Origin of the sequence: Pseudomonas ulcerans, from assembly GCF_036324125.1 — a bacterium.
GTDB lineage: Bacteria > Pseudomonadota > Gammaproteobacteria > Pseudomonadales > Pseudomonadaceae > Aquipseudomonas > Aquipseudomonas ulcerans.
In genome coordinates this window covers 21,393-46,185 of sequence record NZ_JAZDQN010000042.1, presented here as the reverse complement: position 1 = coordinate 46,185, position 24,793 = coordinate 21,393, and the positions used below count along the sequence as shown (strand labels likewise).

Genomic DNA, 24,793 nt, shown 5'->3' with positions numbered 1-24,793 from the left:
TACCGCCAAGGAGCCGCCCCCTCATGCGCCAGAAACCCACCGTCCTCTCCAGCGAGATCGTCGCCAGCAGTCGCCTGTTCCGTGTCGAAGCCGTGCAATTGCGCTTTTCCAACGGCGTCGAGCGCACCTACGAACGCCTGGTGGGCCGCGGCAACGGCTACGGCGCGGTGATGATCGTGGCGATGCTCGACAGCGAGCACGCCGTGCTGGTGGAGGAATACTGTGGCGGTACCGACGAATACGAGATGTCCCTGCCCAAGGGCCTGATCGAGCCGGGCGAGGACGTGCTGGCTGCCGCCAACCGCGAGCTGAAGGAAGAGGCCGGCTACGGCGCTCGCCAGCTGGAGCACATCACCGAGCTGTCGCTTTCCCCCGGCTACATGAGCCAGAAGATCCAGGTGGTGCTGGCCACCGACCTCTACGAAGAACACCTGCCAGGCGACGAGCCGGAGCCGATGCGGGTCGACCGCGTCAGCCTGCGCGAGCTGTCGGCACTGGCCCAGCATCCGCAGTTCTCCGAGGGGCGGGCGCTGGCGGCGCTGTACCTGGTGCGCGACCTGCTGACCCAACGAGGAGTATTCCAGGCATGAACTACATCGACCTGATGCCACAAGTGGTGGACCTGGCCCGTCGTGCCGGCACGGCGATCCTGCCGTTCTGGCGGGCGGGCGTGGAGGTGGTGACCAAGGCCGACGAGTCGCCGGTGACCGCTGCCGACCTGGCCGCCCACAAGGTCATCGCGCAGGGCCTGAAGGCCCTGGCCCCAGAGATCCCGGTACTGTCCGAGGAAGACTGCGACATCCCCCTGGAGCAGCGCCAGGCCTGGCGGCGCTGGTGGCTGGTGGACCCGCTGGACGGGACCAAGGAATTCATCGCCGGCACCGACGAGTTCACCGTCAACATCGCGTTGATCGAACAGGGCCGGGTGGTCTTCGGCGTGGTGGCGATGCCGGTCAATGGCCGCTGCTACTACGGCGGGCAGGGCATTGGTGCCTGGCGTTCCGAAGCCGATGGCAGCGTCGAACCGATCCAGGTGCGCCTGGCGCCGCCGGCCGGCGAGTCGTTCACCGTGGTCGCCAGCCGCCGCCACTCCAGCCCGGAGCAGGAGCGCCTGCTGGCCGGCCTCGGCGAGGCGCTGGGTGAGCTGGAACTGGCCAATATCGGCAGTTCGCTGAAATTCTGCCTGCTGGCCGAGGGCGCTGCCGACTGCTACCCACGCCTGGCGCCGACCTCGCAATGGGACACTGCGGCGGCCCAGGGCGTGCTGGAAGGGGCGGGCGGTGAAGTTCTTGGCCTGGATGGCCAAGCCTTCGTCTATCCCGCCCGGGAATCCCTGCGCAACGCCTTCTTCCTCGGCCTGCCAGCCGCCGCGCCATGGCGAGGCAAGCTGCTGACCCTCGCTTCAGCGATGTAGGACGTACTGCCCGTCGAACACCACGGCGGGCAGTTCTGCATTTTCGTTGAAGATCCGCGTGTGCAGGCTCAGGCGCGCGCGGCCGTAGCGCTGGTAAGTGCTGACGAAACGCTTCCAGACCTTCTCTTCCGGCGCCTCGCACACCGCGATCGCTGCGCCGGTCACCGGCAGCGGATAGCTGATGGTGCCTTCCTGGATGACGATATGCCCGTCATCGATCCCGGCCTCGCGCAAGCGCAGGTGCAGCCAGCCCCAGCCCGCCAGCACCGCGCCGCAGTACAGGCTGCCGCCGAACATGGTGCTCTTGTGGTTGACGTTGGGTTCCAGTGGCAGCCGCAGGCGCAGGCGCTGCTGCTCCCAGTCGAGCACGTGCATGTCCATCTCGCGAGTCAGCGGGATGTCCTGGTGCAGGACGTCCTGCAGGTACTGGCTGGCGCTGCTCATCAGCGGTGGTCCTCCAGGTCGTCGGTGGTGCTGGCGTTGCTGTCGGCGAAGCTCAGGCCGTGCTTGCGCAGCTTGTCGTGCAGGGTCTTGCGCGGGATGCCGAGGGCTTCGGCGAGGCTGCGCATGGAGCTGTGGGCGCGGGCCAGTTCGGCGGCGATCAGCGAGCGCTCGAAATGCTCGACCTGTTCGCTGAGGTTGCCGTTGGCCGGCGGCAGGTCCTGCGCCGCGCCCGGGCTTTCCACCTGGCCGTCGAGGGCCAGTTCCAGGCCGAGGGCGAAGCGTTCGGCGGCGTTCTGCAGCTCGCGCACATTGCCCGGCCAGGTGTGCCGCAGCAGCAACGCCCGTTGCGCCGGTTGCAGCGCGTGCGCCGGCAGGCCGTGGCGTTCGCTGGCGGCATCGGCGAAATGCTGGAACAGCACGAGGATGTCGTCGCCGCGCTCGCGCAGCGGCGGGATGCGCAGCGGCGCGACGTTGAGGCGGTAATACAGGTCGGCGCGGAAGCGGCCCTGGTCGGCGGCCTGGCGCAGGTCTTCCTTGGTCGCGGCGATCACGCGGATATCCAGGGGAATCTGCTGGTTGCCGCCGAGGCGCTCCAGCACCCGTTCCTGGAGCATGCGCAGGAGCTTGACCTGCACGTCCAGGCTCATGCTCTCGATCTCGTCGAGGAACAGGGTGCCGCCGTTGGCGAACTCGAACTTGCCGATCCGGCGCTTCTGCGCGCCGGTGAAGGCGCCGGGCTCGTGGCCGAACAGCTCGCTTTCCACCACCGACTCGGCCAGGGCGCCGGCGTTGATCGCCACGAACGGGCCGTCGCGGCGAGCCGACAGGTCGTGCAGGGCGCGCGCCACCACCTCCTTGCCGGCGCCGGTCTCGCCGAGGATCAGCACGTCGGCGCGGGTCGCGGCGAGGGCGCCGATCTGCTCACGCAGGCGCTGGATCGACGGCGAGTGGCCGACCAGGCGCCCGCTCAGCTCCTGGCGGTCGCTCAGGGCCAGGCGCAGGCTGCGGTTGTCCAGGACCAGGCGGCGCAGGGCCAGGGCGCGGCGCACGCTGTCGAGCAGGGCATCGCTGGCGAAGGGTTTTTCCAGGAAGTCATAGGCCCCCGCGCGCATCGCCTGCACCGCCAATGGCACGTCGCCGTGGCCGGTGATCAGCAGCACCGGCAACTCCGGGTCCTGGCCATGCAGTTGCTCCAGCAGTTGCAGGCCGTCGATGCCGGGCATGCGGATATCGCTGACCACCACGCCGGGCCAGTCGGCCTCGATGCGTCGGGCCAGGCCCTGGGCGTCGCTCAGCGGCAGCACGCGCAGGCCGGCGAGGTCGAGGGTCTGGCTGAGGGCCTGGCGCAGGTGCGGGTCGTCGTCCACCAGGATCACCTGGGTACGGCTGTCGATCAGGGGCTCTGCACTCATGCCGAGAGGTCCTCCGAAGTCTGAAGATTGGCGCCGGGCTTGGCCACGCGCAGTTGCAGGGTCAGCAAGGCACCGCCCTCCGGATGGTTGGCCAGCAGCAACTCGCCACCCAGGGCACGCATCAGCGTGTCACAGATCGCCAGGCCCAGGCCAAGGCCCTGGGTGCGGGTCTTGGTGGTGAAAAAGGGTTCGCGGGCACGGGCCAGGGCCTGGCTGGTGAAGCCCGGGCCGTTGTCGCGGATCGTCAGGTAGACGCAGTCTTCGCGGCGCTCGGCACTTATCCACAGTTTGCGCGGGTTGGCCTTCTCGGTAAGCGCGTCGAGGGCGTTGGCCAGCAGGTTGCCGAGTACCTGGCGCAGGCGGGTTTCCCCGGCCTGGACCCACAGGGTGGCTTCCGGCAGGTCGCGCACCAGTTCCACGGCCATGGCCCGGCGCCGCTTGGCCAGCAGGGCCAGGGCGTCGTCCAGCGCCGGTTGCAGGGCCACGCTTTCCGGAGCGTGGCGGTCGCGCCGGGCGAAGGCGCGCAGGTGGGCGATGATCGAGGCCATGCGCCCGGTCAGTTCGTTGATCAGCTTGAGGTTGCCGCGCACGTCTTCGGTGCGCTGGTGGTCGAGCAGGACCTCGGCGTTTTCCGCGTAGCTGCGGATCGCCGCCAGCGGCTGGTTGAGCTCGTGGCTGATGCTCGCCGACATGGTGCCGAGCACCGACAGCTTGCCGGCCTGGACCAGCTCGTCCTGGGCACGGGCGGCCTCCTGCTGGGCCTGCTCGCGTTCCAGGACCTCGGTCTTCAGGCGGCTGTTGAGGCCTTCGAGGTCGGCGGTGCGCTCGGCCACGCGCTTTTCCAGGTCGTGGCGGGCGTGAGCCTCGAAGTCGATGCGGTCCATGTAGTGGCGGCGCCGCTGCATCACCAGGCCGACCAGCAGCATCACCACCAGCAGGGTGGCGCCGCCCACCGCCATCACCGTGCTGACGGAACGGTCCACCAGCACCCGCGGCGCGAGGATATTCACCTCCCAGCCGGTTTCCGGGATCGAGCGGGTCTGCACCAGCCAGGCCTGGCGGTTGAGGTTGAGCGGTTGCGGTTCCTGGGTCGGGTAGGGCTGGATCGCGGTGATCGCCTGGCGCTCTTCATCGCTCAGCGGGCGGGTGGCGCGGAAACGCCATTCCGGGCGGGAGGTCAGCACCACCACGCCGTTGCTGTCGGTCAGCAGCAGCTGTTCCGGGCTTTTGCCCCAGAGGGTCTCGGTGTGGTCGAGGTCGACCTTGACCACCAGCACGCCAATCACTTCGCCGTTGTCCCACACCGGCGCGCCGAAGAAGTAGCCGCGCTTGGCCGAGGTGGTGCCCTGGCCGAAGAAGCGCCCCAGGCGCCCGGCGGTGGCATCGCTGAAGTACGGGCGGAAGGCGAAGTTGCGGCCGATGAAGCTGTCCTTCTTGTCCCAGTTGGAAGCGGCCAGGGTATTGCCCTTGGCGTCCATCAGGTAGATGACTTCGGCGCCGGTCTGGCTGCTGATCTCCTTGAGCCGGCGGTTGGCATTGGTCAGCAGCTCCAGGCGCAGCGGGTCGGCGAGCACGGCGCGCAACGTCGGCAGGTCGCCGAGGATCTGCGGCAGGGCCTCGTAGCGGTGCAGGGTGCCGAGCAGGTTGGCGACGTAGAGGTCGAGGGTCTGCCGGTTCTGGTTGGCCAGCTCTTCCTGGTAGTAGTGTTCGGCGAGGTGCTTGAGCGGCCAGAGCAGCGGTGCCAGGCACAGGGCCAGCAGGGCGAGGCTGCGCCAGCGGGGGCGGCGGGGAAGGCTGGGAGTCATGGTCATAGCGTGGAAAATGCGCCAGGAAAGTCTGGCGCATTATGCGCTACTTCAGGCAGTCGATCAGCGCCTGGTGCCAGTCGGGCTGGCTGACGTTCCATTCGCGTTGCAGGCGGCTGCAGTCGAGGCGCGAGTTGAGCGGTCGGCGTGCCGGGGTCGGGTATTCGCTGGACGGGATGGGGACGAGGTTGGCGCAGGGCTTGCCCTGGGTCTTCAACTGTTCGCCGATGGCCTGGGCGAAGCCGAACCAGGACGTTTCGCCCCGGGCGGTCAGGTGGTAGGTGCCCCAGGCACCGGCCTGCCCCGACTGCCAGCGCTCGATCAACTGGCGGGTGCTGGCGGCAATGGTCCCGGCCCAGGTCGGCGCGCCGATCTGGTCGGCCACCACCCGCAGTTCCGGCTTCTCTTGCAACAGGCGCTGCATGGTCAACAGGAAGTTGCGGCCGTGGGTCGAGTACACCCAGCTGGTGCGCAGGATCAGGTGCTGTCCGCCGACCGCAGCGATCGCCTGTTCGCCGGCCAGCTTGCTCTGGCCGTAGACACCCAGCGGGTTGGTGGCGTCGTCCTCGGTGTAGGGCGCGGCCTTTTCACCGTCGAAGACGTAGTCGGTGGAGTAATGGATCAGCGGGATGCCCAGGCGCGCGGCTTCCTCGGCGAACACGCCGGGGGCGTGGGCGTTGATGGCGAAGGCCTGCTCCGGCTCGCTTTGCGCCTGGTCCACCGCCGTGTGTGCGGCGGCGTTGATGATCAGGTCGGGAGCAAGGGCACGGACCCGCTCGGCGATGCGCTCGGGGTGCGCAAGGTCGAGCAGGTCGTGGCCGAGGACGTGCAGTTCGCCAAGGTCGCCCAATGTCCGTTGCAGGGCCTGGGCCACCTGGCCGTTGCGGCCGCTGATGAGGATCTTCATGGGAACAGGTCTGCGTCCTTGAGCAGCTTGCCGTTCTGGTCCTTGGCCGAGAGCAGTGGTTCTGCTTCGAGTTGCCAGTCGATGGCCAGGTCAGGATCATCCCAGCGTATGCAGCGTTCGGCGGCTGGGTTGTAGTAGTCGGTGGTCTTGTAGAGGAATTCCGCATACTCGCTCAGCACGACGAAGCCGTGGCCGAATCCTGGCGGAATCCATAACTGCCGGTTGTTTTTGTCGGACAGCCGGGTGCTGGTCCAGCGACCGAAATGCGGCGAGCTGCGACGCAGGTCGACGGCGACATCGAGTACCTCACCCGCTGTAACCCGTACGACCTTGCCCTGGGCATTTTCGATCTGGTAGTGCAAACCACGCAGCACACCCTTCTGCGAGCGCGAGTGGTTATCCTGGACGAAGTGAGCATTCACGCCGGTTTGCTCGGCGAAATCATTCTCGTTGAAACTTTCGTAGAAAAAACCGCGTGCGTCGCCGAATACCTTCGGCTCGAGAATCAGAACGTCGGGCAGTGTGCTGGTGGTTACCTTCATCGTGTCTTGCTCATCAGACCAAGCAGATATTTACCATAGCCTGTCTTGCTCAACGCGTTGGCTTGAACGGTCAACTGTTCGTTGTTGATCCAGCCTTGCTGGTAAGCGATTTCTTCCAGGCAGGCAACCTTCAGTCCCTGGCGATGCTCGATGGTCTGAACATACTGCGAGGCCTCCAGCAGGCTGTCGTGGGTTCCGGTATCGAGCCAGGCGAAGCCACGGCCCAGGCGCTCTACGCGCAGGTCGCCACGTTTCAGGTAGGCATTGTTGACGTCGGTGATTTCCAGTTCTCCCCGCGGCGATGGCTTGACCGCCTTGGCAATGCTGACGACGTCGTTGTCGTAGAAATACAGCCCGGTAACTGCATAGCTGGATTTTGGCTGTGCCGGCTTTTCCTCGATCGACAGGGCACGTCCTTCGGCGTCGTACTCCACGACACCGAAACGCTCGGGATCCTTGACCCAGTAACCGAACACGGTCGCGCCTTTGGCGTGGCTGGCAGCCTTGACCAATTGGGGAGTAAAGCCTTGGCCGTGGAAAATGTTGTCACCCAGTACCAGGCAAACCGAATCGTTGCCGATGAACTCCTCGCCGATCAGGAACGCCTGGGCCAGGCCGTCCGGGGATGGCTGCTCGGCATAGCTGATCTCGACGCCGAACTGGCTGCCATCGCCCAGTAACTGACGGTATTGCGGCAGGTCCTGCGGGGTAGAGATCAGCAGGATTTCGCGGATGCCGGCGAGCATCAGCACCGAGATCGGGTAGTAGATCATCGGTTTGTCGTAGATCGGCAGCAGTTGCTTGGAAACGCCGAGGGTAATGGGGTGCAGACGGGTGCCGGAGCCACCCGCCAGGACGATACCTTTGGTCATGCGATCAGATCCTTGAAGTCGGAGGTGCCCAGGCGTTGCCCTTGGTAGCTACCGTCCTGTACGTGGCGGCACCATTCCAGGTTATCCAGATACCACTGGACAGTCTTGCGCAGGCCGGTCTCGAAGGTTTCTTCGGGAACCCAGCCCAGTTCACGTTCGATCTTGCTGGCGTCGATGGCGTAGCGCTGATCGTGGCCAGGACGATCCTGGACGTAGGTGATCAGGTCGGCATAGTTGGCCACGCCTTCCGGACGCTGTGGCGCCAGCTCTTCGAGCAGGGCGCAGATACCGCGCACCACGTCGATGTTCTTCTGTTCGTTGTGCCCGCCGATGTTGTAGGTCTCGCCGACCACACCCTCGGTCACCACCTTGAACAGGGCGCGTGCATGGTCCTCGACGAACAGCCAGTCGCGTACTTGCAGGCCGTTGCCATACACCGGCAGAGGCTTGCCCGCCAGGGCGTTGAGGATCACCAGCGGAATGAGTTTTTCCGGGAAGTGGAACGGGCCGTAGTTGTTCGAGCAGTTGGTCAGCAGCACGGGCAGGCCGTAGGTGCGGTTCCAGGCGCGGACCAGGTGGTCGGACGCGGCCTTGCTCGCCGAGTACGGCGAACTTGGCGCGTACGGGGTAGTCTCGGTGAACAGGTCGTCGACACCGTGCAGGTCGCCATACACTTCGTCGGTGGAAATGTGGTGGAAGCGGAAGGCTTCGCGCTCGCCGGCCGGCAGTTTCGACCAGTAGCCACGGGCGGCTTCCAGCAGGCTGTAGGTGCCGACGATGTTGGTCTGGATGAAGTCCGACGGGCCGTCGATGGAGCGGTCGACATGCGACTCGGCTGCCAGGTGCATGATTGCGTGGGGCTTGAAGCGTTCGAGCAGGGCACCGACGGTGGCTTGGTCGACGATATCGGCCTGGACGAACTCATAGCGGGTGTTGGTCGCGATGCGGGCCAACGACTCCAGATTGCCAGCGTAGGTCAACTTGTCCAGGTTGAGCACTTCGTGGTCGGTGTTGTCGATCAGGTGGCGCACCAGCGCCGAACCAATGAAACCGGCTCCACCGGTGATGAGAATTCGCATGTAGGGCTGCCTTTCTTCCATAGCTGACATTTACAAAAGTTGCATAGCTTGTGTGCAGGGGCGGGCCGGTGCAAGCAGATTGCGCCGGATAACCGCTTTGTGTCGTTTTAATCAACGGGCCCTACATACTTTGTGCGCAATTTTAATCACTCCACTTGCTTAATGGCAGTGCTGATGGCGATATATCGGCAAAAAAGCCGAGGCCTCCATATGTCCCTCAATACTTTGATCCATCGCGCCAGCCAGCCTTGCCCTTCCCTCAGCGAACGCCAGGCCCGTGCCCTGCTCAACCAGCACTATGGCCTGGACGGAGGCTTGCAGGCGCTGGGCAGCCAGCAGGACCTGAATTTCCGTGTCGACAGCGAGCAGGGCCGCTTCGTGCTGAAGGTCTGCCATGGCGCCTATTCGGCGGTGGAGCTGGAGGCCCAGCATGCTGCACTTGGTTACCTGGGCGAACGCGGGGTCCCCGTGCCCGCCGTGCGCGCGGCGGCAAGCGGGGAGCAACTGCTGGCCCTGGACATCGACGGCCAGGCCGTTCGCGCCCGGTTGCTGGACTATATCGACGGGCAGACCCTGACCCGCCTCAAGCACATGGAACCGCGCCTGGTCGCCGAGCTTGGCGCGCTCTGCGCCCGGGTCGATCAGGCCCTGACCGGGTTCAGCCACCCGGGACTCACGCGCACCCTGCAATGGGACCCGCAACACGCCCAGGCGCTGATCGCTCATCTATTGCCGGTGCTGGCCGACGGCCCGCGCAAGGCGCGTGTCGCCGCCGCTGCAGCCCAGGCGCAACAAGCCCTGGCACCGCTCCAGGAGCATCTGCCGAAGCAGGCCGTGCACCTCGATATCACCGACGACAATGCAGTCTGGCAGCGCGATGCCGAGCGCCAGTGGCAACTGCAAGGGGTGATCGACTTCGGCGACCTGCTGCACACCTGGCGCATAGCCGACCTTTCGGTGACCTGCGCCGCGCTGCTGCACCACGCCGAAGGGGACCCGCTGCGCATCCTCCCGGCCGTATCCGCCTATCACGCTGTCAATCCGCTGGACGAAGCCGAGCTCAAGGCCCTGTGGCCGCTGATCGTCGCCCGCGCCGCCGTGCTGGTGCTCAGCAGCGAGCAACAGGTGAGCATCGAGCCGGAAAATGAATACATCCGCGCCAACCTGGCCCACGAGTGGGAAATCTTCGAGGTCGCCGACAGCGTGCCGTTCGCCCTGATGGAAGCGGCGATTCTCCAGGCGGCGGGCCTGACCCCCGAACCCCTGGACCTGGATGACTGCGCGCCATTGCTGCCGGCCCTGAGCGGACAGCCTGTAACACGTGTGGATCTCGGCGTTCTCAGCAGCCATTTCAACGCGGGCAACTGGGAGGCACCGGGCATCGACCAGCAACTGTTGTTGCAGCATCCGGCCCCGGCCTCGTCGCTGTACGGCCAGTACCGACTGTCCCGGACCCATATCGACAACCCGCGGGAGCCAGACACCTTCGCACTCCAGGTGGAGCTGCACCTGGAGCCGGGCAGCGAACTGCATGCGTCCTTCGCCGGCACCTGGCACGCCGATGGGCCGAACAGCGGCTGCCTGCAAGGCGCCCACGCTGGCCTGTGGCTATGGGGTTGTGGCGATGGTCTGGCGGATGGACAGATCGTTGAAGCCGGGCAGTCGATCGGCCGCAGCGGCAGCAACATCACCGTGCAGCTTTGCCGGGTGCCTGGGCTGCGTCCGCCGGCCTTTGTCACGCCATCGCGGGCAGAAGCCTGGCGCGTGGTCTGTCCGTCGCCGGCTGCGCTGCTCGGTTTCGATTGCGACGCCGAACCGCTGGGTGATGCCCAGGCCCTGCTGGCCCGCCGCGATGCCAGCTTCGCCCGCTCGCAGAAGCACTACTACCAGCAGCCACCCCAGATCGAGCGCGGCTGGCGCAACTACCTGATCGACCTGCAGGGGCGCTCCTATCTGGACATGCTCAACAACGTCGCGGTGCTCGGCCACGGGCATCCGCGCATGGTCAGCGAGGCGGCCAGGCAGTGGTCGCTGCTCAACACCAACTCACGCTTCCACTACGCGGCCATCGCCGAGTTCTCCGAGCGTCTGCTGGCCCTGGCGCCGCAGGGCATGGACCGGGTGTTCCTGGTCAACAGCGGTACCGAGGCCAACGACCTGGCGATACGCCTGGCCTGGGCTGCCAGTGGCGGGCGCGATGTGCTCAGCGTGCTGGAGGCGTACCACGGCTGGTCGGTGGCCACCGATGCCATCTCCACGTCCATCGCCGACAACCCCCAGGCCCTGACCACCCGGCCGGAATGGGTACATCCGGTGACGGCGCCGAACACGTATCGCGGCAAGTACCGCGGCGTAGACAGCACCGCCGACTATGTGCGGGATGTCGATGCCACCCTGGCCGAAGTAGATGCCACGGGGCGCCAGCTGGCCGGTTTCATCTGCGAGCCGGTGTATGGCAATGCCGGGGGCATCCCGCTGCCGCCGGGCTATCTGGAGCAGGTCTACAGCCGCGTGCGCGAGCGTGGCGGCGTGTGCATCGCCGACGAGGTGCAGGTTGGCTACGGGCGCATGGGCGAGCATTTCTGGGGCTTCGAAGAGCAGGGCGTGGTGCCGGACATCATCACCATGGCCAAGGGCATGGGTAACGGCCACCCGCTGGGCGCGGTGATCACCCGGCGCGAGATCGCCGAGGCGCTGGAAGCCGAGGGCTATTTCTTCTCCTCCGCCGGCGGCAGCCCGGTGAGCTGCCGGATCGGCATGGCGGTGCTGGACGTGATGGCCGAGGAAGGGCTGTGGGAGAACGCGCGAGAAGTCGGCGGCTACTTCAAGGCGCGCCTGCAGCAACTGGTCGATGAATATCCGCTTGCCGGTGCGGTGCACGGCTCCGGTTTCTACCTGGGCCTGGAGCTGGTGCGCAGCCCCGACACCCTGGAACCCGCCACGGAAGAAACCCTGTACCTGTGCAACCGCCTGCGTGACCTGGGCATTTTCATGCAGCCCACTGGCGACTACCTGAACATCCTCAAGATCAAGCCGCCGATGTGCACCACGCGGGAAAGCGTCGATTTCTTTGTCGACAGCATCGCGCGGGTGTTGTCAGAAGAGCTCTAGGTCGTGAATCGGAGCCGCTCATCCCGATTCTTATCGAGATGAGTGGCTTTTTATACGTGATTGTTTTGTTTCATGGCTTTCAATGTCGATATTTATCGGATATAAATCGGCTCACTGCACATCCAACCCAAGGCCCGAACCATGAAGACGCTGAATTCCACTCCCCGTGCCGATGGCTTCCACATGCCCGCCGAATGGGCGCCGCAAACCCAGGTCTGGATGATCTGGCCGGAGCGTCCGGACAACTGGCGTCTTGGTGGCAAGCCGGCGCAGGCCGCCCATACCGCCGTGGCCAAGGCCATCGCCCGCTTCGAGCCGGTCACTGTCGGTGTGTCTGCGGCGCAGTATGAAAATGCCGTGTCGCGCCTGGGTAACGAGCCGAACATCCGCGTGGTGGAAATCAGCAACGACGACGCCTGGGTCCGTGACACCGGCCCGACCTTCGTCATCAACGACAGCGGCGAAGTGCGCGGCGTCGATTGGGGCTTCAATGCCTGGGGCGGTTTCAATGGCGGCCTGTACGCGCCGTGGAACCGTGACGAGCAGGTGGCCGGCAAGATCATGGGCCTGGAGCGCTGCGGTCGTTATGTCACCGAGGATTTCGTCCTTGAAGGCGGTTCGATCCACGTCGACGGCGAGGGCACCCTGATCACCACCGAGGAATGCCTGCTCAACGCCAACCGCAACCCGCACCTGAATCGCGAGCAGATCGAGGAGATCCTGCGCGAGAACCTGGCGGTCGACACCATCGTCTGGCTGCCGGACGGCCTGTACAACGACGAGACCGACGGCCACGTCGACAACTTCTGCTGTTACGTAAGCCCGGGCGAAGTGTTACTGGCCTGGACCGATGATTCCAAGGACCCCAACTACAACCGCTGCCGCGCTGCCCTGGCGGTGCTGGAAAGCCAGCGCGATGCCAAGGGACGCGCCTTCGTGGTGCACAAGATGCCGATTCCGGGCCCTTTGTATGCCACCCAGGACGAGTGCGACGGCGTCGATCTGGTCGCCGGCAGCCAGGAGCGCAACCCGTCGGTGCGCCTGGCCGGTTCCTACGTCAACTTCCTGATCGTCAACGGCGGCATCATCGCACCGAGCTTCAACGACCCCGCCGATGCCGAGGCCAGAGCGATCCTGGCCCGCCTGTTCCCGGCGCACGAGGTGGTGATGGTGCCGGGTCGTGAACTGCTCCTTGGTGGTGGCAACATCCACTGCCTGACCCAGCAGCAGCCAGCGCCAGTAAAGCGTTGATAAATCGATGAAAAACAAGCCCGTCCGATGACGGGCTTTTTTCTGCCCGGACGACAGCCGGCGTGGGGCATGGCACAGCTCTTGTATTTGGTTGGATGTGTTACTTCGCAGATGGACGGCTCGTGCCTCGCACGGAGTTGTCACAAAAGTTGAGTAATTTAGTCGCTCACGCCTCTGGGGGAGTACGTGTGAAATGAATGCAGCACGTGAGACGGCTATGCACCCGACAGTCATGAATCACGAAGCGCTCCAGGTACTGGCGCAGTGGTTGAAGCACAACGGACCAATCCGGGTCAGGAAGACCGATCCACGGCGTCTGCTGGCAGAGCGTTATCCAGCGGGCCTGATCACCGAAGCGGAGCTCGATGCTCTGGCGGGGATCTGGCACGGCTGAGAGGGCAGCGGTTGAAATGAAAGAAGGGCGCCACCGGGGGACGGTGGCGCCCTTTTTCGTTGTACGGGCCCGGGCCTTGTCGATCAGAAGCTGTAGGTTCCGGTAACCACCAGGCTGCGCGGATCACCGAACTGGATCTGTGCGGCACTGGTCGCCGAGGCGTAGTAGGTCTTGTCGGTGATGTTGCTCAGCGCCGCGCGCAGGTCCCAGTCCTTGGTCCGGTAGCCCGCCAGCGCATCCCAGGTGCCGTAGCCCGGCAGGGCGATGCTGTTGCGGGTATCGGCATAACGCTCGCCGACGAAGGTCAGGCCGGTCTCGGCGTACCAGCCCATTTCCGGTTTCCAGGTGATGAACACGCTGCCATTGCGCTTGGCCACGTCCGAGATGCGATTGCCGGCGTTGCCATCGGTGTCGTCGACGATGATCGCGTCCTGCAGGCCGATGCCACCGCGCATGTACCAGTCGCCGCCCAGCTTGCCGGTAGCGGTCAGCTCGATGCCGCGGGAGCGTTGCAGGCCGGTGAGGATCCAGCGTTCCAGGTCCAGCGGGTCGCGGTTGCGGCGGTTGTACAGTTCCAGCTCATACACCGCGAGGGTGGTGCTCAGGCGCTCGTCCAGCCAGTCGCTCTTGACCCCGATTTCCTTCTGTCGGGTGGTTTCCGGGTCGGTGCTGTTGGTGTTGCCCGCCGCGCCCGGGGTGATGCCGATCAGGCCGCCGCCGGGTGGCGAGAAGGTCTTGCTCCACGAGGCATAGAACGAGTGTTCCTTCCACGGCGTATAGACCACGCCGATGCGCGGGCTGGTGCCGGTGCTGTCCTGTTTCTCGTTGCGGCCGTTGACCTTGCTGGTGGTTTCCACCTCGAAGCGGTCGAAGCGCACGCCAGCGAGGATCTGCCACTGGTCGTTCAGGCGGATCTGGTCCTGCACGTACAGGCCGCTGCTTTCGACCCGGGTGTGGTTGTCGCTGGAGATGGTCATGCGCCCGGTGTGCTGCAGGTGCTGGTTCGGATTGTAGATGTTCACCGAAGGCACGCCGGTGCCGCTGCGCAGCAGCGAGTTGCGCCGCTGTTCGCCCAGTTCCAGGCCAACCAGCAGCGTGTGTTCCAGGCCGTAGGTGTCGATCCGGCCTTCGGCTTCCAGGTTGTTGAACAGGTTGCGGGTGTCCAGGTCCTGCTGCCAGCGCTGGCGGGTCACCAGGCCGGTGGCCGGGGTGTAGCCGGTCAGGTAGGTGTTGTCGAAGTCGCTGGCCAGGGTGAACAGGCCGAGGGTGTGGCGCAGTTGCCAGTTCTCGTTCAACTGGTAGTTGAGGCGCGAGCGCAGCGACTCCGCACGGTCGTCGATGTAGTCGCGCTGGGTGTCGCCATAGGTGGTGCTGCGGCTGACGTCTGCCGGACGGCCGGTCAGCGGGTTGCCGGGAATGCCGCGGTCCGGGGTGCGGTTGAAGCGGCTGTATTCGTATTGCACCAGCCAGTTCAGGTCCGGCGTCAGTTGCCAGCTCATCGACGGTGCGAACAACTGCCGGCTGCCATCGACACCGTCGCGGAAGCTGTTGTTGTCACGATTGCCCAGGTTCAGGCGCAGGCTGATGGTATCGCTCGGGTCGGCACTGAGGTCGGCGTACAGGCTGCGCAGGTCTTCGCTGCCGCCCTGCGCCTCGATGCTGGAGCGGCGCCCGGCCTCCGGTGCCTTGCTCACCCGGTTGATGATCCTGCCCTGGCTGCCCCGGCCATAGAGCACTGCCGCCGGGCCCTTGAGCACCTCGACCCGCTCGATGTTGTTGAGGTCGCGCACGTACTGGCTGTCATCGCGGATGCCGTCCAGATAGAAGTCGTTGCTCGCGTCGAAGCCGCGGATGCGCACGCTGTCGAAGCGGGTGTCGGCTCCGCTGCTGACGTTGGGCAGGCCGCTCAGGGCCTTGCCCAGCTCGGTGGTGCCGTAGTCCAGCGTGTTGCTGGTCTTGATCGAGTCGATGGCCTGCGGCACATAGCGCGCCGGGGTCGAAGTGCGGGTCGCCGTGGTCACTTCCTTGACCCGCGGATCATCGCGCTCGCTGTCGCTGTCTGCGGTGACCGACAGTTCCGGCAGGGTGGTAGTGGCAGCCAGGGCCAGGCTGGAGCCGAACAGAAGGGATAAACCCAGTGACAGGTGACTAAGGCGGCAGGGGGAAGGCATGTAAGTGGATATCCGGCGATGTTATTGGATGTGAAAACGCGCAGATGATAATGCTTGGCATTTGCAAACGTTAACTCTTTAGTTGTTTGCTTGGGGGCTATTTGTTTCTAAATGTATCTGGTTTGGGTTTCCGGCTTTTACGTCAAGAACGCCGCATGTTCACCAGGTTTTTGGATCCATGTTCGCGGATTTTGCGAATGGGGTACTGGGAGAGGTCGCTCGACTTTGTCGGAATCTGCGTCATCGGTAGCAAAAAACATGAAACTTGCCATCATTCGTTCACGATTTTTTGACAGGCCATTCCGCCCACGGATAGGATTCGGCCCCTACGCCTGTAGGCCCATTGGCCAAGACTCAAATAATAAAAGGCCCGCTGCGATCACTCGCGCGGGCCTTTTATTTTCAGTCCGTGAGCGTCAACCCACGCAGGGGGCGTGGTCTGGCGTTTGGCCACAGCGCGTATCAAATCACGTAATAAGGAAAACAAGATGTTGAAAACCCGGATCAGTCTGCTCGCACTGGGGCTTATGGCCGCCACTTCGGCAATGGCAAACGATCAAGCAGAGTCCAAGGGCTTCGTTGAAGACAGCAGCGCCACCCTGCTGCTGCGCAATGCGTACATGAACCGCGACAAGAAGCACACCAAAGACGACCAGATGATGTGGGGTCAGGGCTTCATCGGCAAGTTCAGCTCCGGCTTCACCCAGGGCACCGTTGGTGTGGGTGTCGACGCCTTCGGTCTGTACGCAGTGCGTCTGGACGGTGGCACCGGCCATAACGATGCTGCTGGCATCGATTTCTTCAAGCGTGGCGACAGCGGCAACGCCCAGCACGACATCTCCCGTGGTGGCGCAGCGGTCAAGTTCCGCGTTTCCAACACCGTGCTGAAGTACGGCGACCAGATGCCAGCGCTGCCGGTCCTGCAATACGACGACGCTCGCCTGCTGCCAGAGAGCTACACCGGTACCTCGATCAACTCCAAGGAAATCGAAGGCCTGGAGCTGAACGCCGGTCGCTACACCCGCGAAGCGCGCAAGTCCACCGAGCAGCGTGACAGCGGCCTGAAGTCGATCAACGTCTTCGGCGGTAGCTACAAGTTCATGCCGAACCTGACCGCCTCGCTGTACACCTCCGATGTCGAAGACGTGCTGAAGAAGCACTACCTGGGCGTCAACTACGTCCACGCCATCGCCAAGGACCAGTCCCTGACCCTGGACTTCAACGGCTACAAGTCGGACATCGACAAGAAGTACGTGCAGAAGGCCAAGCTGACCGGTGACGACAACACCATCTGGAGCCTGGCGGCCACCTACGCCTTCGGTCCTCACTCGGTCACCCTGGCGCACCAGCGCAGCACCGGCAGCACCGGCTACCAGTACGGCTGGTACCAGAACGATGCAGGCGTGGGTGACGGTGGTTCGACCATCTACCTGGCCAACTCCTACTGGTCCGACTTCAACGCCGAAGACGAGCGTTCCTGGCAGATCGCCTACGGTCTGGACTTCGGCGCCTTCGGCGTACCGGGCCTGACCTACAACATCGCCTACGTGCGTGGTGACAACATCCACACCGACAATGGTCGTGGCACCGAGCGCGAGATCTTCAACCAGGTCAAATACGTCGTCCAGGAAGGCCCTGCCAAGGACCTGAGCCTGAAACTGCGTGGTTCCTGGCTGCGCACTTCGGACAACGTCCGCGTCAACGGCTACAACGACGACGGCAACGAAGTCCGTATCTTCGTCGAGTACCCGATCAGCATCTTCTGATTCTGATGTCGTACGAAAAAGGGGCCGCTCATGCGGCCCCTTTTTCGTTTCCGTGTCCCGTAATTCAAAAGGCTCTCCCGTTACGCGACGGATGGTAGGGGGCGGTTTTTGATTTTTTTTTGAGTCACGTATACGGTACATAGGTCTCCAATTGTTACGTATAAAGAACATGGATCCTTCTTTCCTGATTTCCCGCCTCGCTCTACAGATCCGCCAGCGCCGTCTCAATCTGGGGATGACTCAAGCTGAACTCGCGAAACTGGCGGGGCTGACCCGGCAAAAAATCATTGCGGTGGAGAAAGGCAGTCTGACGATCGGCATGTTCGCGTATGCCCATGTCCTCGGGGCGCTGGATTGCGAGCTCAAGGTGGTGCCGGCAGCGATGCCGACCCTGGAAGAAGTGCAGGGGCTGTTTGACTGATGAAGACATCGTTGAAAGTCGCTACGCCCAAAGTTTCCCGGTGAACGGCTGGGAAGTGCTGGAGCGCGTTCTGGCGAAATCGCCCGAGCTTTGCGAGCAGGCGCCACATGTGGCTGCAGCGATCCGCAAAAATGCCGCACCTTTCATTCAGACCTTCGGAGGCTGAAAAGTCAGCGCCCCTTACCCACGCCGCTCCCGATACTCACTCGGCGACACCCCGAACTCGCTCTTGAACGCTCGGGAAAAATGGCTCAGTTCCTTGAACCCCCAGCTCAGCGCGATGTGGGTGATCTTCAGCTCGCTTTGCAGGATCGCTTCGGCACAGCGCTGCAGGCGTCGCTGCAGGATGTAGCGGCCAACGCTGGTGTCGGCCTGGGCGAACAGGCGATGCAGGTTGCGCACCGAGGTGCCGGCCGCTGCCGCGATGCGCTCCGGGCAGAGGCTCTCGTCCGCCAGGTGTCGCTCGATGAAGACCTTGGCCTTGCTCATCACCACCGAGGGCGCGACCTGGGCAGGCTCGCCGGGGCGCGCGGTCAGCACCGGACGCAGCAAGGCCAGGATCGCTTCCAGCACGGCCTGGGATTCCTGGCTGGAGAGCGGGCTGTCGAGGGTCAGTTGCCGGACCAGCATGGCACTCATCGTACCGATGGCCGAACCCGCCTCGATGCGTTGGTTGAGGCACAGGCGCTGTTCCTTGAAGCGCTGCAGCACCTCGCTGCGCGGCAGGATCACCGAGACCTGGTCGCTCAGACCACGAAAGCGGAAGTCGCTGGGCCGGGCGACGTCCAGCAGCACCAGGTCGCCGCGGGTCAGGCGGCTTTCCCGGTCGCACTGATCGATCAGGGCTTCGCCATCGAGCTGCATCACCAGGTAGAAGAAGTCCTTGTCGTCGCCGCGGATATCCCGCAACGAGCGGTGCACGTGGGAGCAGTTGCTGGTGATGCGCGCGCCTTCCACATGGCTGCGCTGGCTGTCCAGCGCGGTGACGGCGCCCTGGAAGCGGGTGATGCGTTCGTCGAGCGGGGGTTCGACATGGAAGGTGCCGCAACTGGAGGCCAGGTCGCCGTGCCAGGCTTCGAAACCGGCGCGGCCCCGGAACAGATGTGCATGCTGCAAGGATTGGTTCATCGCTCACCTCGGGCGGCGGCTGCTGTTCTTGTTGTGTGTCGTGCTGCGCAAGGCAGGCAAGGGACAATTTACTAACATGTTAATTGTTGTTTCAAGGTGCCTTGCCGATCGCTGACCGGTGGCACGGCCAGGCAAGCGCCTGGCACGGGAGGGCGTGGTGGTGCGGGCGAGAAGGGCAGATGATCAGGGCTCGTATCCCTCACTGCGTACCCGGCCATGAACAACAACAACAGCCAGCATTTGCAGCAGACCCTGCGCTGGACCGATGCCTTCGCCCTGTCGATGGCGGTTTCCGGCTCCATCTTCGCTTCCTTCGGCTTCGCCCTCGGCGTGCTCGGCCCGGTGGGCGCCCTGGCACTCTGGGTCGGCTCGGCCGTCATCGGCGCGTGCCAGAACTGGATCTTCCTCGAAGTCTCGGCAATGTTCCCGGACAAGCCCGGCGGCATCGCCATGATCGCCACCGAGGGCTGGCGCCGGCGTTGCAGCCTGGTCGGGCCGCTGGCCTCGTTCGGCTACTGGCTGGGCTGGTCGGCGGTGCTGTCCATCGTCAGCGTCAGCGCTGGCGCGCTGATCCAGGCGCAGTGGTTCGCCAGCCAGGCCTGGGTCTACGAGCTGGGCCCGCTCAGCGTCGGGCTGCCGCAATTGATCGGTGCCGGCCTGTTGCTGCTCTTCTGGCAATTCAACCGTCTGGGCGTGCATATGGCAGCGTCCGTGTCCAAGTACATGGGGGCGCTGCTGCTGGTGCCGATCCTGGTGCTGGCGGTGTCGCCGGTGTTCGGCGAGGGCTGGAGCTTCGCGCGTTTCCGCCATGCGCTGGACGCGCCGCTGGTGCTGGACTGGACCTTCTGGCGCACCGCGCTGGTGTGGCTGTTCCTGGTCAGCTGGAGCGCCTATGGCACCGAGATGTGCGCCGCCTTCGGTCCGGAATACCGCAGCCAGCGCGACATGCGCCTTGCCCTGCTGACCTCCGGCAGCTACACCGTGCTGGTGTTCGCCGCCGTGGCGTTCGGCCTGGGTGGGCTGGTGGACCGTGAGGCCGCGCTGGCCAATCCCAGCGGCTTCTATATCGATGCTTTCAACGCCGTTGTTGGCAACGGATTCAGCGACTTCTTCATCGCCGCGCTGCTGGTCGGCCTGTTCATGGGCCTCAATGCCGCGCTGGCCGACGGCTCCCGGGCACTCTACGGCATGGCCCTGGAAGGCCTGACCATCCGCCAGTTGGGCACCCTGAACAAGCACCAGGTGCCAGGGCGCTGCATGAGTGTGGCGGTGGTGCTGAATCTGGCGATGATCTTCCTGTTGTCGTCGCCGCTGGCGATGCTGGTGACGGCGAACATTGGTTACCTGGTGGCGATCTTCTTCGCGTTGTCCGGCTTCATCCTGCTGCGCCGCGATGCCCCCGATCAGCCGCGCCCGGTGCGCCTGGGGCGTGGCTGGATCCCGGTGGCCTGGGTGCTCAGCCTGTTCACCGGCGTGGTCGTGGTGGTCGGCACTGCCTCGGCGGAACTGGCCGGCTATGGCGGGCTGAAGGAAGTCGCCACCGGCATCGGCATTCTCCTGTTGTCGCTGGTGCTCTACGCCATTCGCCGTCTGCAGGACCGGCACCCGCTGCACAACGCGATCTGATACGACAAGAACAAGGTGAACCCATGTTGTCCGTAGAAACCCCCACCACCTACTACACCGCCACGCGCAAGTACGACCTGAAGTTCGCCGATCTCGAAGAGGATCTGGAGGCCGAAGTCGTGGTCATCGGCGGCGGCTTTTCCGGGGTGAATACCGCGCTGGAACTGGCCGAGCGCGGCGTCAGCGACGTCATCGTGCTGGAAGCGCGCTACCTCGGCTTCGGCGGCTCCGGCCGCAATGGCGGGCACATCATGGCCGGCATCGGCCACGACCTGGAAAAGATCCGCAAGAGCGTGGGCGAGGAGGGCCTCAAGGCGGTCTTCGAGATCAGCGACCTCGGCTCCTCGATCATCCAGGCGCGTATCGCCAAATACGGCATCGACGCCGATTTCCGCCACGGCTACGGCTACCTCGGCTTCAACAAGCGTCAGGGCAAGCTGCTTCAGGCGTGGGAAAAGGAGTTCAGGCAGCTCAATCCGGACCACGAGATCGCCTACCTGGAAGGCAGCGAAGTCCGCAGCATCGTCGGTTCGGATGTGTACAGTTGCGCGCTCAAGCACATGGGCAACGGCCACCTGCATTCGCTGAACATGCTGCTGGGCTCGGCCAAGGCCCTGGTGGAACTGGGCGGGCGGGTCTTCGAGAACACCCCGGTGCTGGAAGTGACCTACGGCGACACCATCCATGTGCGCACGGCCAAGGGCTCGATTCGGGCGAAGAAGATCCTCTGGTCCTGCGGGGCGTTTCTCGATCGCCTGGAGCCGGAGTTGCACAAGAGCATCGTCAACACCTATGCCTTCCAGCTGGTCACCGAGCCGCTGCCGGATGCGCTGATCCAGCAGATCAGCCCGATTCGCGGCGCCTTCAGCGATATCCGCCCGGTGATCGAGTACTACCGGGTGACCAACGAAAACCGCCTGCTGTTCGGCTCTGCCACGCGGCTGCTGGAGTACATCCCCAACGACCTGAAAGCGTGGAACCGCAAGCTGATGCTCAAGGTGTTCCCGTACCTTGAGCCGGTGCGCATCGACCTGGCCTGGGGCGGGCCGATGGAGTGCACGGCCAACCTGTTCCCGCAGGTCGGCACCTTGCCGGGTCGGCCCAACGCCTATTTCGTGCAGGGCTATTCCGGGTTTGGCGTCACCCCCAGCCATGTCATCAGCCGGGTGGTCGCCGATGGCATGACCACGGGTTCGCAGCACTGGGACGTGATGAGCGCGATCCCGCGCACCACCATTCCGGCCAAGGACCGCCTGCGCAACCTGATCTGCACCTTCGGCAAGGTCAGCCACCAGCTCGCCGGCTACCGCAACGGCCGACGCTGATCTCTTCCTGAACCGCCCCTCAGGGGCACCCCACTTCGACCGAGAGGATTCGAACATGCCTTCTGCTGCCCTGAAAAACGCATTGCAAGGCCGTCTCGACCTGCTGCAGCAGCTCTGGGAGCGCCGCGACAGCGACGCCATCGTGCGTGAGCTGTACACCGAGAACACCGAAATTACCGGCGCCGGCAGCGCTGCCCTGTACAGCGGCAGCGTGCAATTGCGCGAGTTGCTGGCCGCGCTGGTCACTGACTCGCGTGGCGCCTCGATCCGTATCGACCGCCTCACCGCACTGGGCGACAACGCGGCCTACACCTGGGTGACCTGGCGCGTGCTACCACTCGACGGCGAGGCGTTCTCGATGAAGAGCCTGTTCGTCTGGTGCCTGGTCGACGGTGCCTGGCGCGTGCTTGCCGACATGTACGCCGAAGGCGAAATCCCGGCCTGATCTTTCCGAGGACTGACGATGCGAAAACAACAATTACAGGCATCCCTGCCACTGCTCCTCGCGCTCTCGCCGCTGGCTGGCGCGGTCACGCTGTACGAAGACGCCGACACTGAAATCGCCGCCTGGCTACAGGGCGCCGTCGGGGTTTTCCACAGCGGCGAGAGTTATGCACAGACCGGCATGCGCGAACCCGGCAGTGTCGATTGGCAGGAAGCCACCTTGCAGTACGGGGTCGAGTTCAAGCGGCGAGGTATCGGACCGGGCCAGCTGTTCGGCGCCCTCGACTGGGTCAGCAGCGCCAGCTTCGGTGATGGCGATGCAGCCGGCTGGAGCGTAGGCGACGAGCGTACGACCAAGATCGAAAACGCCTACCTTGGTTGGCGGACCGACCTGTTCGAGATTTCCGGTGGACGACAGAACGTGGTAGTGGGTGATGGCTTCCTGATTTCCGGAGACGCCTTGAACATCGGCCGGGGCCTGCTGGACGGTGAGGTCAATCGCGGTGGCGCCTACTACCTCACCGGACGCAAGGCCTTCGACCAGACCGCGATCCTGCGCTGGGGTGGCGAGCAGGGCTGGCGTGGCGACCTGATGTGGCTGAAGTCCGACAACCCGGCACAGGCCAGCCCTGAAATGGGAGTGGCGACGCTGGAGCATGTCGCCGAGGCTGGCACGCTCGGGCTCACGGCGATCAAGGTGACCGACACCGACGAGACACTGGCCGACATCCTCTATCCCGAGCGCAAGGGGATGAAGCTCTACAGCGTGCGCGGCCAGGGCAACGCCGGCATCAGCGACCTGTTCCTGGCAGGCGAGCATGCCTGGGAGCGCAAGGCCGGCGGCAACGAAAGCGCCTGGTACCTGGAGGCCGGCTGGACCTTCTCGCAGTTGCCGGGCAAGCCGGTGGTCAACTACCGCTACAGCCGTTTTTCCGAGGGGTACGACCCGTTGTTCTACGGCAATGGCCGGGCGCTTGGCACCTGGTTCCAGGGGGAAGTCGCGTCCAACTACGCGGGGCCGTTCAACAGCAATACGCGGGTGCAACATGTCGGGGTCAAGGCGGCGGTGTCGGACCGCGTCAATATTGGCGCGCTGTTCTATGACTTCGACACGCTCGACCGCAGCCTCGGCAACCGCGACGCGCGCGAGCTGGACCTGTATGCGGAATGGGCGATCGACCAGCATTGGTCGCTGTTGCCTTTGGTGGGGTATTACAAGCCGCAGCGCAGTGCGCAGGAGGGTGGCAGCCAGCTGGGCACGACGGGTGGCAATCTGTATGGGCAGGTGTTGCTGGTGTTCGCTTTCTAGGCCCTGGCGCATGCATTTTCTACCCCGAGCCGCTACCATTCCGGGCCCTTGCAGCTAGGCTCAAGGGCTTCGTAACGGCGCTGGAGTAATGGATGGCCCTCACTGATTGGTACTGGAACCGCTGGATTCGCCGTCACGGCTGCAAGCTCGGCAGTCGCTTGAGCAAGTTCCACCGCAAGTCTGTTCTCACCATCGAGGAAGACGTGCGCATGGGCAGCGTGCAGGTCGCCTGTCACGATCTCGCCATCGGCGCCCACAGCTACCTGCGCGGTGACGCCAAGCTGCAGTTCGTCAGCCGCATCGGCCGCTACTGCTCCATCGGCAATGGCGTGGTGCTCGGCCAGGAAAAGCGCAACCATCCCACCGACTGGCTCAGCACCCATCCGTTCCAGTACACCGATACCGCCTGGGAATACGACGCGCCCATCGAGATGGCCACCATCGGCCACGACGTCTGGATCGGCCATGAGGCGCTGATCCTCGAAGGCGTGCACATCGGCACTGGCGCCGTGGTCGCCACCCGTGCGCTGGTCACCCAGGACGTCCCGCCTTACGCCGTGGTCGCGGGCGTGCCGGCGCGGGTCATTCGCTACCGCTATCCCGACGAGATGATCGAGCGGCTGTTGAACAGCCAGTGGTGGGAGCGGGATTTCGCGCAGTTGAAGACGTTGCCCTTGAATGATCCGCAGAAATGCCTGGAATCGCTGGATGGGCTGGCGATGGCGAGGTATCGGCAGTTCAGGTTGACGCGCAAGGGGTGTGAGGTGGTGGGCGGGGAGCGCTGAGATACGGGTGCTTGGGACGGCTTTCGAAAGGCGGCCGGTGGCGGCCTTCCGAAAGTGGATCACACGGCAGCGAAGAACCTACTTCGACGCCGCCAGTTTGCAGCAGTCCTTCAGGTCACGTTGTGCCTGGGCTTCGGAGATCTGCTCCAGGTTCGCGCCACCTACGAAGGCACCCATCTTGATGTACTGGCGCAGGTAGTAGTTCTTGCCCGGCTCGGTGACCAGGGTCAGGGTGTTGTCGCTGAACTCGGACTCTGTGCCGATCACGTGTTTGCCCGGGGCCAGGAAGCGGTGGAAGTACACGCCCTTGGCGGTTTCGCCGATCAGTTGGCCATCAACGGTCAGCGACTTCTTCAGGGCCTGGCCGACGAAGCTGTCACGGTAGATATACAGGCCGGACTTGTCGGCTGGCGGTGCGGCGAAGGTCTTGAGTTGAGTGTCCGCTTCGGTGGAACCCATAGGTACCGAGGCGCAACCGGTCAGGATGGCGAAGCCCAGGGCAGCACTCAGCAGCTTGATGCTGTTACGCATTGAAAATCCTTTTTACGAATAAGAAATGAAGGACAGGCACGATGACGCCTGTGATT

The 24,793-nt window shown here is 64.4% G+C and carries 23 protein-coding genes; 13 read left to right on the top strand and 10 right to left on the bottom strand.

What is annotated here, in order from left to right:
- Positions 1-23 precede the first annotated feature (23 nt).
- Positions 24-590 carry an ADP compounds hydrolase NudE gene (nudE, locus tag V0R59_RS26240; protein WP_330077607.1) on the top strand — a complete coding sequence of 189 codons (567 nt, stop codon included), beginning with the start codon at positions 24-26 and terminating at the stop codon, positions 588-590.
- Positions 587-1,414, top strand: a complete 828-nt coding sequence (gene cysQ, locus V0R59_RS26235) for a 3'(2'),5'-bisphosphate nucleotidase CysQ (RefSeq protein ID WP_330077606.1) — start codon at positions 587-589, stop codon at positions 1,412-1,414. Before nudE ends, cysQ begins: the two co-directional genes overlap by 4 nt.
- On the opposite strand, the gene V0R59_RS26230 is transcribed toward cysQ, so the two are convergent.
- The 7 genes from V0R59_RS26230 to rfbB are packed head-to-tail and all read right to left on the bottom strand — an operon-like array spanning position 1,403 to position 8,475.
- Entirely contained in the window at positions 1,403-1,858 is a 456-nt protein-coding gene (locus tag V0R59_RS26230; RefSeq protein ID WP_330077605.1) for a YiiD C-terminal domain-containing protein, read from the bottom strand. The genes cysQ and V0R59_RS26230 overlap by 12 nt on opposite strands.
- Positions 1,858-3,270, bottom strand: a complete 1,413-nt coding sequence (locus tag V0R59_RS26225) for a sigma-54-dependent transcriptional regulator (RefSeq protein WP_330077604.1) — start codon at positions 3,268-3,270, stop codon at positions 1,858-1,860. Before V0R59_RS26225 ends, V0R59_RS26230 begins: the two co-directional genes overlap by 1 nt.
- On the bottom strand, positions 3,267-5,081 hold the full coding sequence (locus tag V0R59_RS26220; RefSeq protein WP_330077603.1) for a sensor histidine kinase: 1,815 nt from the start codon (positions 5,079-5,081) through the stop codon (positions 3,267-3,269). Before V0R59_RS26220 ends, V0R59_RS26225 begins: the two co-directional genes overlap by 4 nt.
- 40 nt (positions 5,082-5,121) lie before the next feature.
- A complete protein-coding gene (rfbD, locus tag V0R59_RS26215; RefSeq protein ID WP_330077602.1) occupies positions 5,122-5,982 on the bottom strand; it encodes a dTDP-4-dehydrorhamnose reductase in 861 nt (286 codons plus the stop codon).
- Complete coding sequence (gene rfbC / locus V0R59_RS26210; RefSeq protein ID WP_330077601.1) at positions 5,979-6,524, bottom strand: dTDP-4-dehydrorhamnose 3,5-epimerase; 546 nt, start codon at positions 6,522-6,524, stop codon at positions 5,979-5,981. The genes rfbD and rfbC overlap by 4 nt, the downstream gene beginning before the upstream one ends.
- Entirely contained in the window at positions 6,521-7,396 is an 876-nt protein-coding gene (gene rfbA / locus V0R59_RS26205) for a glucose-1-phosphate thymidylyltransferase RfbA (protein WP_330077600.1), read from the bottom strand. Before rfbA ends, rfbC begins: the two co-directional genes overlap by 4 nt.
- Positions 7,393-8,475, bottom strand: a complete 1,083-nt coding sequence (gene rfbB / locus V0R59_RS26200) for a dTDP-glucose 4,6-dehydratase (RefSeq protein ID WP_330077599.1) — start codon at positions 8,473-8,475, stop codon at positions 7,393-7,395. Before rfbB ends, rfbA begins: the two co-directional genes overlap by 4 nt.
- A gap of 210 nt (positions 8,476-8,685) precedes the next feature.
- Between rfbB and V0R59_RS26195 the strand changes: the two genes are divergently transcribed.
- The 3 genes from V0R59_RS26195 to V0R59_RS26185 all read left to right on the top strand — a co-directional run bounded on the left by V0R59_RS26195 (position 8,686) and on the right by V0R59_RS26185 (position 13,231).
- Positions 8,686-11,586: an aminotransferase gene (locus V0R59_RS26195; RefSeq protein WP_330077598.1), complete on the top strand. Its 2,901-nt coding sequence runs from the start codon at positions 8,686-8,688 to the stop codon at positions 11,584-11,586.
- A 141-nt stretch (positions 11,587-11,727) separates the two neighbouring features.
- The gene (aguA, locus tag V0R59_RS26190) at positions 11,728-12,837 is read left to right on the top strand and encodes an agmatine deiminase (RefSeq protein WP_330077597.1); all 1,110 of its coding nucleotides are present in this window, start codon (positions 11,728-11,730) and stop codon (positions 12,835-12,837) included.
- A gap of 193 nt (positions 12,838-13,030) precedes the next feature.
- Positions 13,031-13,231 carry a hypothetical protein gene (locus tag V0R59_RS26185; RefSeq protein WP_330077596.1) on the top strand — a complete coding sequence of 67 codons (201 nt, stop codon included), beginning with the start codon at positions 13,031-13,033 and terminating at the stop codon, positions 13,229-13,231.
- Positions 13,232-13,314: 83 nt separating this feature from the next.
- On the opposite strand, the gene V0R59_RS26180 is transcribed toward V0R59_RS26185, so the two are convergent.
- Positions 13,315-15,402 (bottom strand): TonB-dependent receptor, encoded by a 2,088-nt coding sequence (locus tag V0R59_RS26180; protein WP_330077595.1) that lies wholly within the window; start codon positions 15,400-15,402, stop codon positions 13,315-13,317.
- A gap of 488 nt (positions 15,403-15,890) precedes the next feature.
- Between V0R59_RS26180 and V0R59_RS26175 the strand changes: the two genes are divergently transcribed.
- From V0R59_RS26175 to V0R59_RS26165, 3 genes are all read left to right on the top strand, one after another.
- The gene (locus V0R59_RS26175; RefSeq protein ID WP_330077594.1) at positions 15,891-17,168 is read left to right on the top strand and encodes an OprD family porin; all 1,278 of its coding nucleotides are present in this window, start codon (positions 15,891-15,893) and stop codon (positions 17,166-17,168) included.
- 169 nt (positions 17,169-17,337) lie between these two features.
- Entirely contained in the window at positions 17,338-17,589 is a 252-nt protein-coding gene (locus V0R59_RS26170) for a helix-turn-helix transcriptional regulator (protein ID WP_330077593.1), read from the top strand.
- On the top strand, positions 17,582-17,755 hold the full coding sequence (locus tag V0R59_RS26165) for a hypothetical protein (protein ID WP_330077592.1): 174 nt from the start codon (positions 17,582-17,584) through the stop codon (positions 17,753-17,755). The genes V0R59_RS26170 and V0R59_RS26165 overlap by 8 nt, the downstream gene beginning before the upstream one ends.
- 14 nt (positions 17,756-17,769) lie before the next feature.
- Here V0R59_RS26165 and feaR read toward each other — a convergent pair whose 3' ends face one another.
- Entirely contained in the window at positions 17,770-18,717 is a 948-nt protein-coding gene (gene feaR, locus V0R59_RS26160) for a transcriptional regulator FeaR (RefSeq protein WP_330077591.1), read from the bottom strand.
- A 216-nt stretch (positions 18,718-18,933) separates the two neighbouring features.
- On the opposite strand from feaR, the gene V0R59_RS26155 reads away from it, so the two are divergent.
- The 5 genes from V0R59_RS26155 to V0R59_RS26135 all read left to right on the top strand — a co-directional run bounded on the left by V0R59_RS26155 (position 18,934) and on the right by V0R59_RS26135 (position 24,206).
- Entirely contained in the window at positions 18,934-20,343 is a 1,410-nt protein-coding gene (locus tag V0R59_RS26155; RefSeq protein ID WP_330077590.1) for an APC family permease, read from the top strand.
- 23 nt (positions 20,344-20,366) lie between these two features.
- Positions 20,367-21,668, top strand: a complete 1,302-nt coding sequence (locus V0R59_RS26150) for an NAD(P)/FAD-dependent oxidoreductase (protein WP_330077589.1) — start codon at positions 20,367-20,369, stop codon at positions 21,666-21,668.
- A 55-nt stretch (positions 21,669-21,723) separates the two neighbouring features.
- Complete coding sequence (locus V0R59_RS26145; RefSeq protein WP_330077588.1) at positions 21,724-22,113, top strand: nuclear transport factor 2 family protein; 390 nt, start codon at positions 21,724-21,726, stop codon at positions 22,111-22,113.
- Positions 22,114-22,131: 18 nt separating this feature from the next.
- On the top strand, positions 22,132-23,421 hold the full coding sequence (locus V0R59_RS26140; protein WP_330077587.1) for an alginate export family protein: 1,290 nt from the start codon (positions 22,132-22,134) through the stop codon (positions 23,419-23,421).
- A 92-nt stretch (positions 23,422-23,513) separates the two neighbouring features.
- On the top strand, positions 23,514-24,206 hold the full coding sequence (locus V0R59_RS26135) for a CatB-related O-acetyltransferase (protein WP_330077586.1): 693 nt from the start codon (positions 23,514-23,516) through the stop codon (positions 24,204-24,206).
- A 78-nt stretch (positions 24,207-24,284) separates the two neighbouring features.
- Here V0R59_RS26135 and V0R59_RS26130 read toward each other — a convergent pair whose 3' ends face one another.
- The gene (locus V0R59_RS26130; protein ID WP_330077585.1) at positions 24,285-24,737 is read right to left on the bottom strand and encodes a DUF2846 domain-containing protein; all 453 of its coding nucleotides are present in this window, start codon (positions 24,735-24,737) and stop codon (positions 24,285-24,287) included.
- Positions 24,738-24,793: the final 56 nt, after the last annotated feature.

What these genes read in the sequence shown, in the direction of transcription:
- nudE (WP_330077607.1), top strand. Translation starts at nt 24, where the DNA reads ATGCGCCAGAAACCCACCGTCCTCTCCAGCGAGATCGTCGCCAGCAGT.
- cysQ (WP_330077606.1), top strand. Translation starts at nt 587, where the DNA reads ATGAACTACATCGACCTGATGCCACAAGTGGTGGACCTGGCCCGTCGT.
- V0R59_RS26230 (WP_330077605.1), bottom strand. Translation starts at nt 1,858, where the DNA reads ATGAGCAGCGCCAGCCAGTACCTGCAGGACGTCCTGCACCAGGACATC.
- V0R59_RS26225 (WP_330077604.1), bottom strand. Translation starts at nt 3,270, where the DNA reads ATGAGTGCAGAGCCCCTGATCGACAGCCGTACCCAGGTGATCCTGGTG.
- V0R59_RS26220 (WP_330077603.1), bottom strand. Translation starts at nt 5,081, where the DNA reads ATGACCATGACTCCCAGCCTTCCCCGCCGCCCCCGCTGGCGCAGCCTC.
- rfbD (WP_330077602.1), bottom strand. Translation starts at nt 5,982, where the DNA reads ATGAAGATCCTCATCAGCGGCCGCAACGGCCAGGTGGCCCAGGCCCTG.
- rfbC (WP_330077601.1), bottom strand. Translation starts at nt 6,524, where the DNA reads ATGAAGGTAACCACCAGCACACTGCCCGACGTTCTGATTCTCGAGCCG.
- rfbA (WP_330077600.1), bottom strand. Translation starts at nt 7,396, where the DNA reads ATGACCAAAGGTATCGTCCTGGCGGGTGGCTCCGGCACCCGTCTGCAC.
- rfbB (WP_330077599.1), bottom strand. Translation starts at nt 8,475, where the DNA reads ATGCGAATTCTCATCACCGGTGGAGCCGGTTTCATTGGTTCGGCGCTG.
- V0R59_RS26195 (WP_330077598.1), top strand. Translation starts at nt 8,686, where the DNA reads ATGTCCCTCAATACTTTGATCCATCGCGCCAGCCAGCCTTGCCCTTCC.
- aguA (WP_330077597.1), top strand. Translation starts at nt 11,728, where the DNA reads ATGAAGACGCTGAATTCCACTCCCCGTGCCGATGGCTTCCACATGCCC.
- V0R59_RS26185 (WP_330077596.1), top strand. Translation starts at nt 13,031, where the DNA reads ATGAATGCAGCACGTGAGACGGCTATGCACCCGACAGTCATGAATCAC.
- V0R59_RS26180 (WP_330077595.1), bottom strand. Translation starts at nt 15,402, where the DNA reads ATGCCTTCCCCCTGCCGCCTTAGTCACCTGTCACTGGGTTTATCCCTT.
- V0R59_RS26175 (WP_330077594.1), top strand. Translation starts at nt 15,891, where the DNA reads ATGTTGAAAACCCGGATCAGTCTGCTCGCACTGGGGCTTATGGCCGCC.
- V0R59_RS26170 (WP_330077593.1), top strand. Translation starts at nt 17,338, where the DNA reads ATGGATCCTTCTTTCCTGATTTCCCGCCTCGCTCTACAGATCCGCCAG.
- feaR (WP_330077591.1), bottom strand. Translation starts at nt 18,717, where the DNA reads ATGAACCAATCCTTGCAGCATGCACATCTGTTCCGGGGCCGCGCCGGT.
- V0R59_RS26155 (WP_330077590.1), top strand. Translation starts at nt 18,934, where the DNA reads ATGAACAACAACAACAGCCAGCATTTGCAGCAGACCCTGCGCTGGACC.
- V0R59_RS26150 (WP_330077589.1), top strand. Translation starts at nt 20,367, where the DNA reads ATGTTGTCCGTAGAAACCCCCACCACCTACTACACCGCCACGCGCAAG.
- V0R59_RS26145 (WP_330077588.1), top strand. Translation starts at nt 21,724, where the DNA reads ATGCCTTCTGCTGCCCTGAAAAACGCATTGCAAGGCCGTCTCGACCTG.
- V0R59_RS26140 (WP_330077587.1), top strand. Translation starts at nt 22,132, where the DNA reads ATGCGAAAACAACAATTACAGGCATCCCTGCCACTGCTCCTCGCGCTC.
- V0R59_RS26135 (WP_330077586.1), top strand. Translation starts at nt 23,514, where the DNA reads ATGGCCCTCACTGATTGGTACTGGAACCGCTGGATTCGCCGTCACGGC.
- V0R59_RS26130 (WP_330077585.1), bottom strand. Translation starts at nt 24,737, where the DNA reads ATGCGTAACAGCATCAAGCTGCTGAGTGCTGCCCTGGGCTTCGCCATC.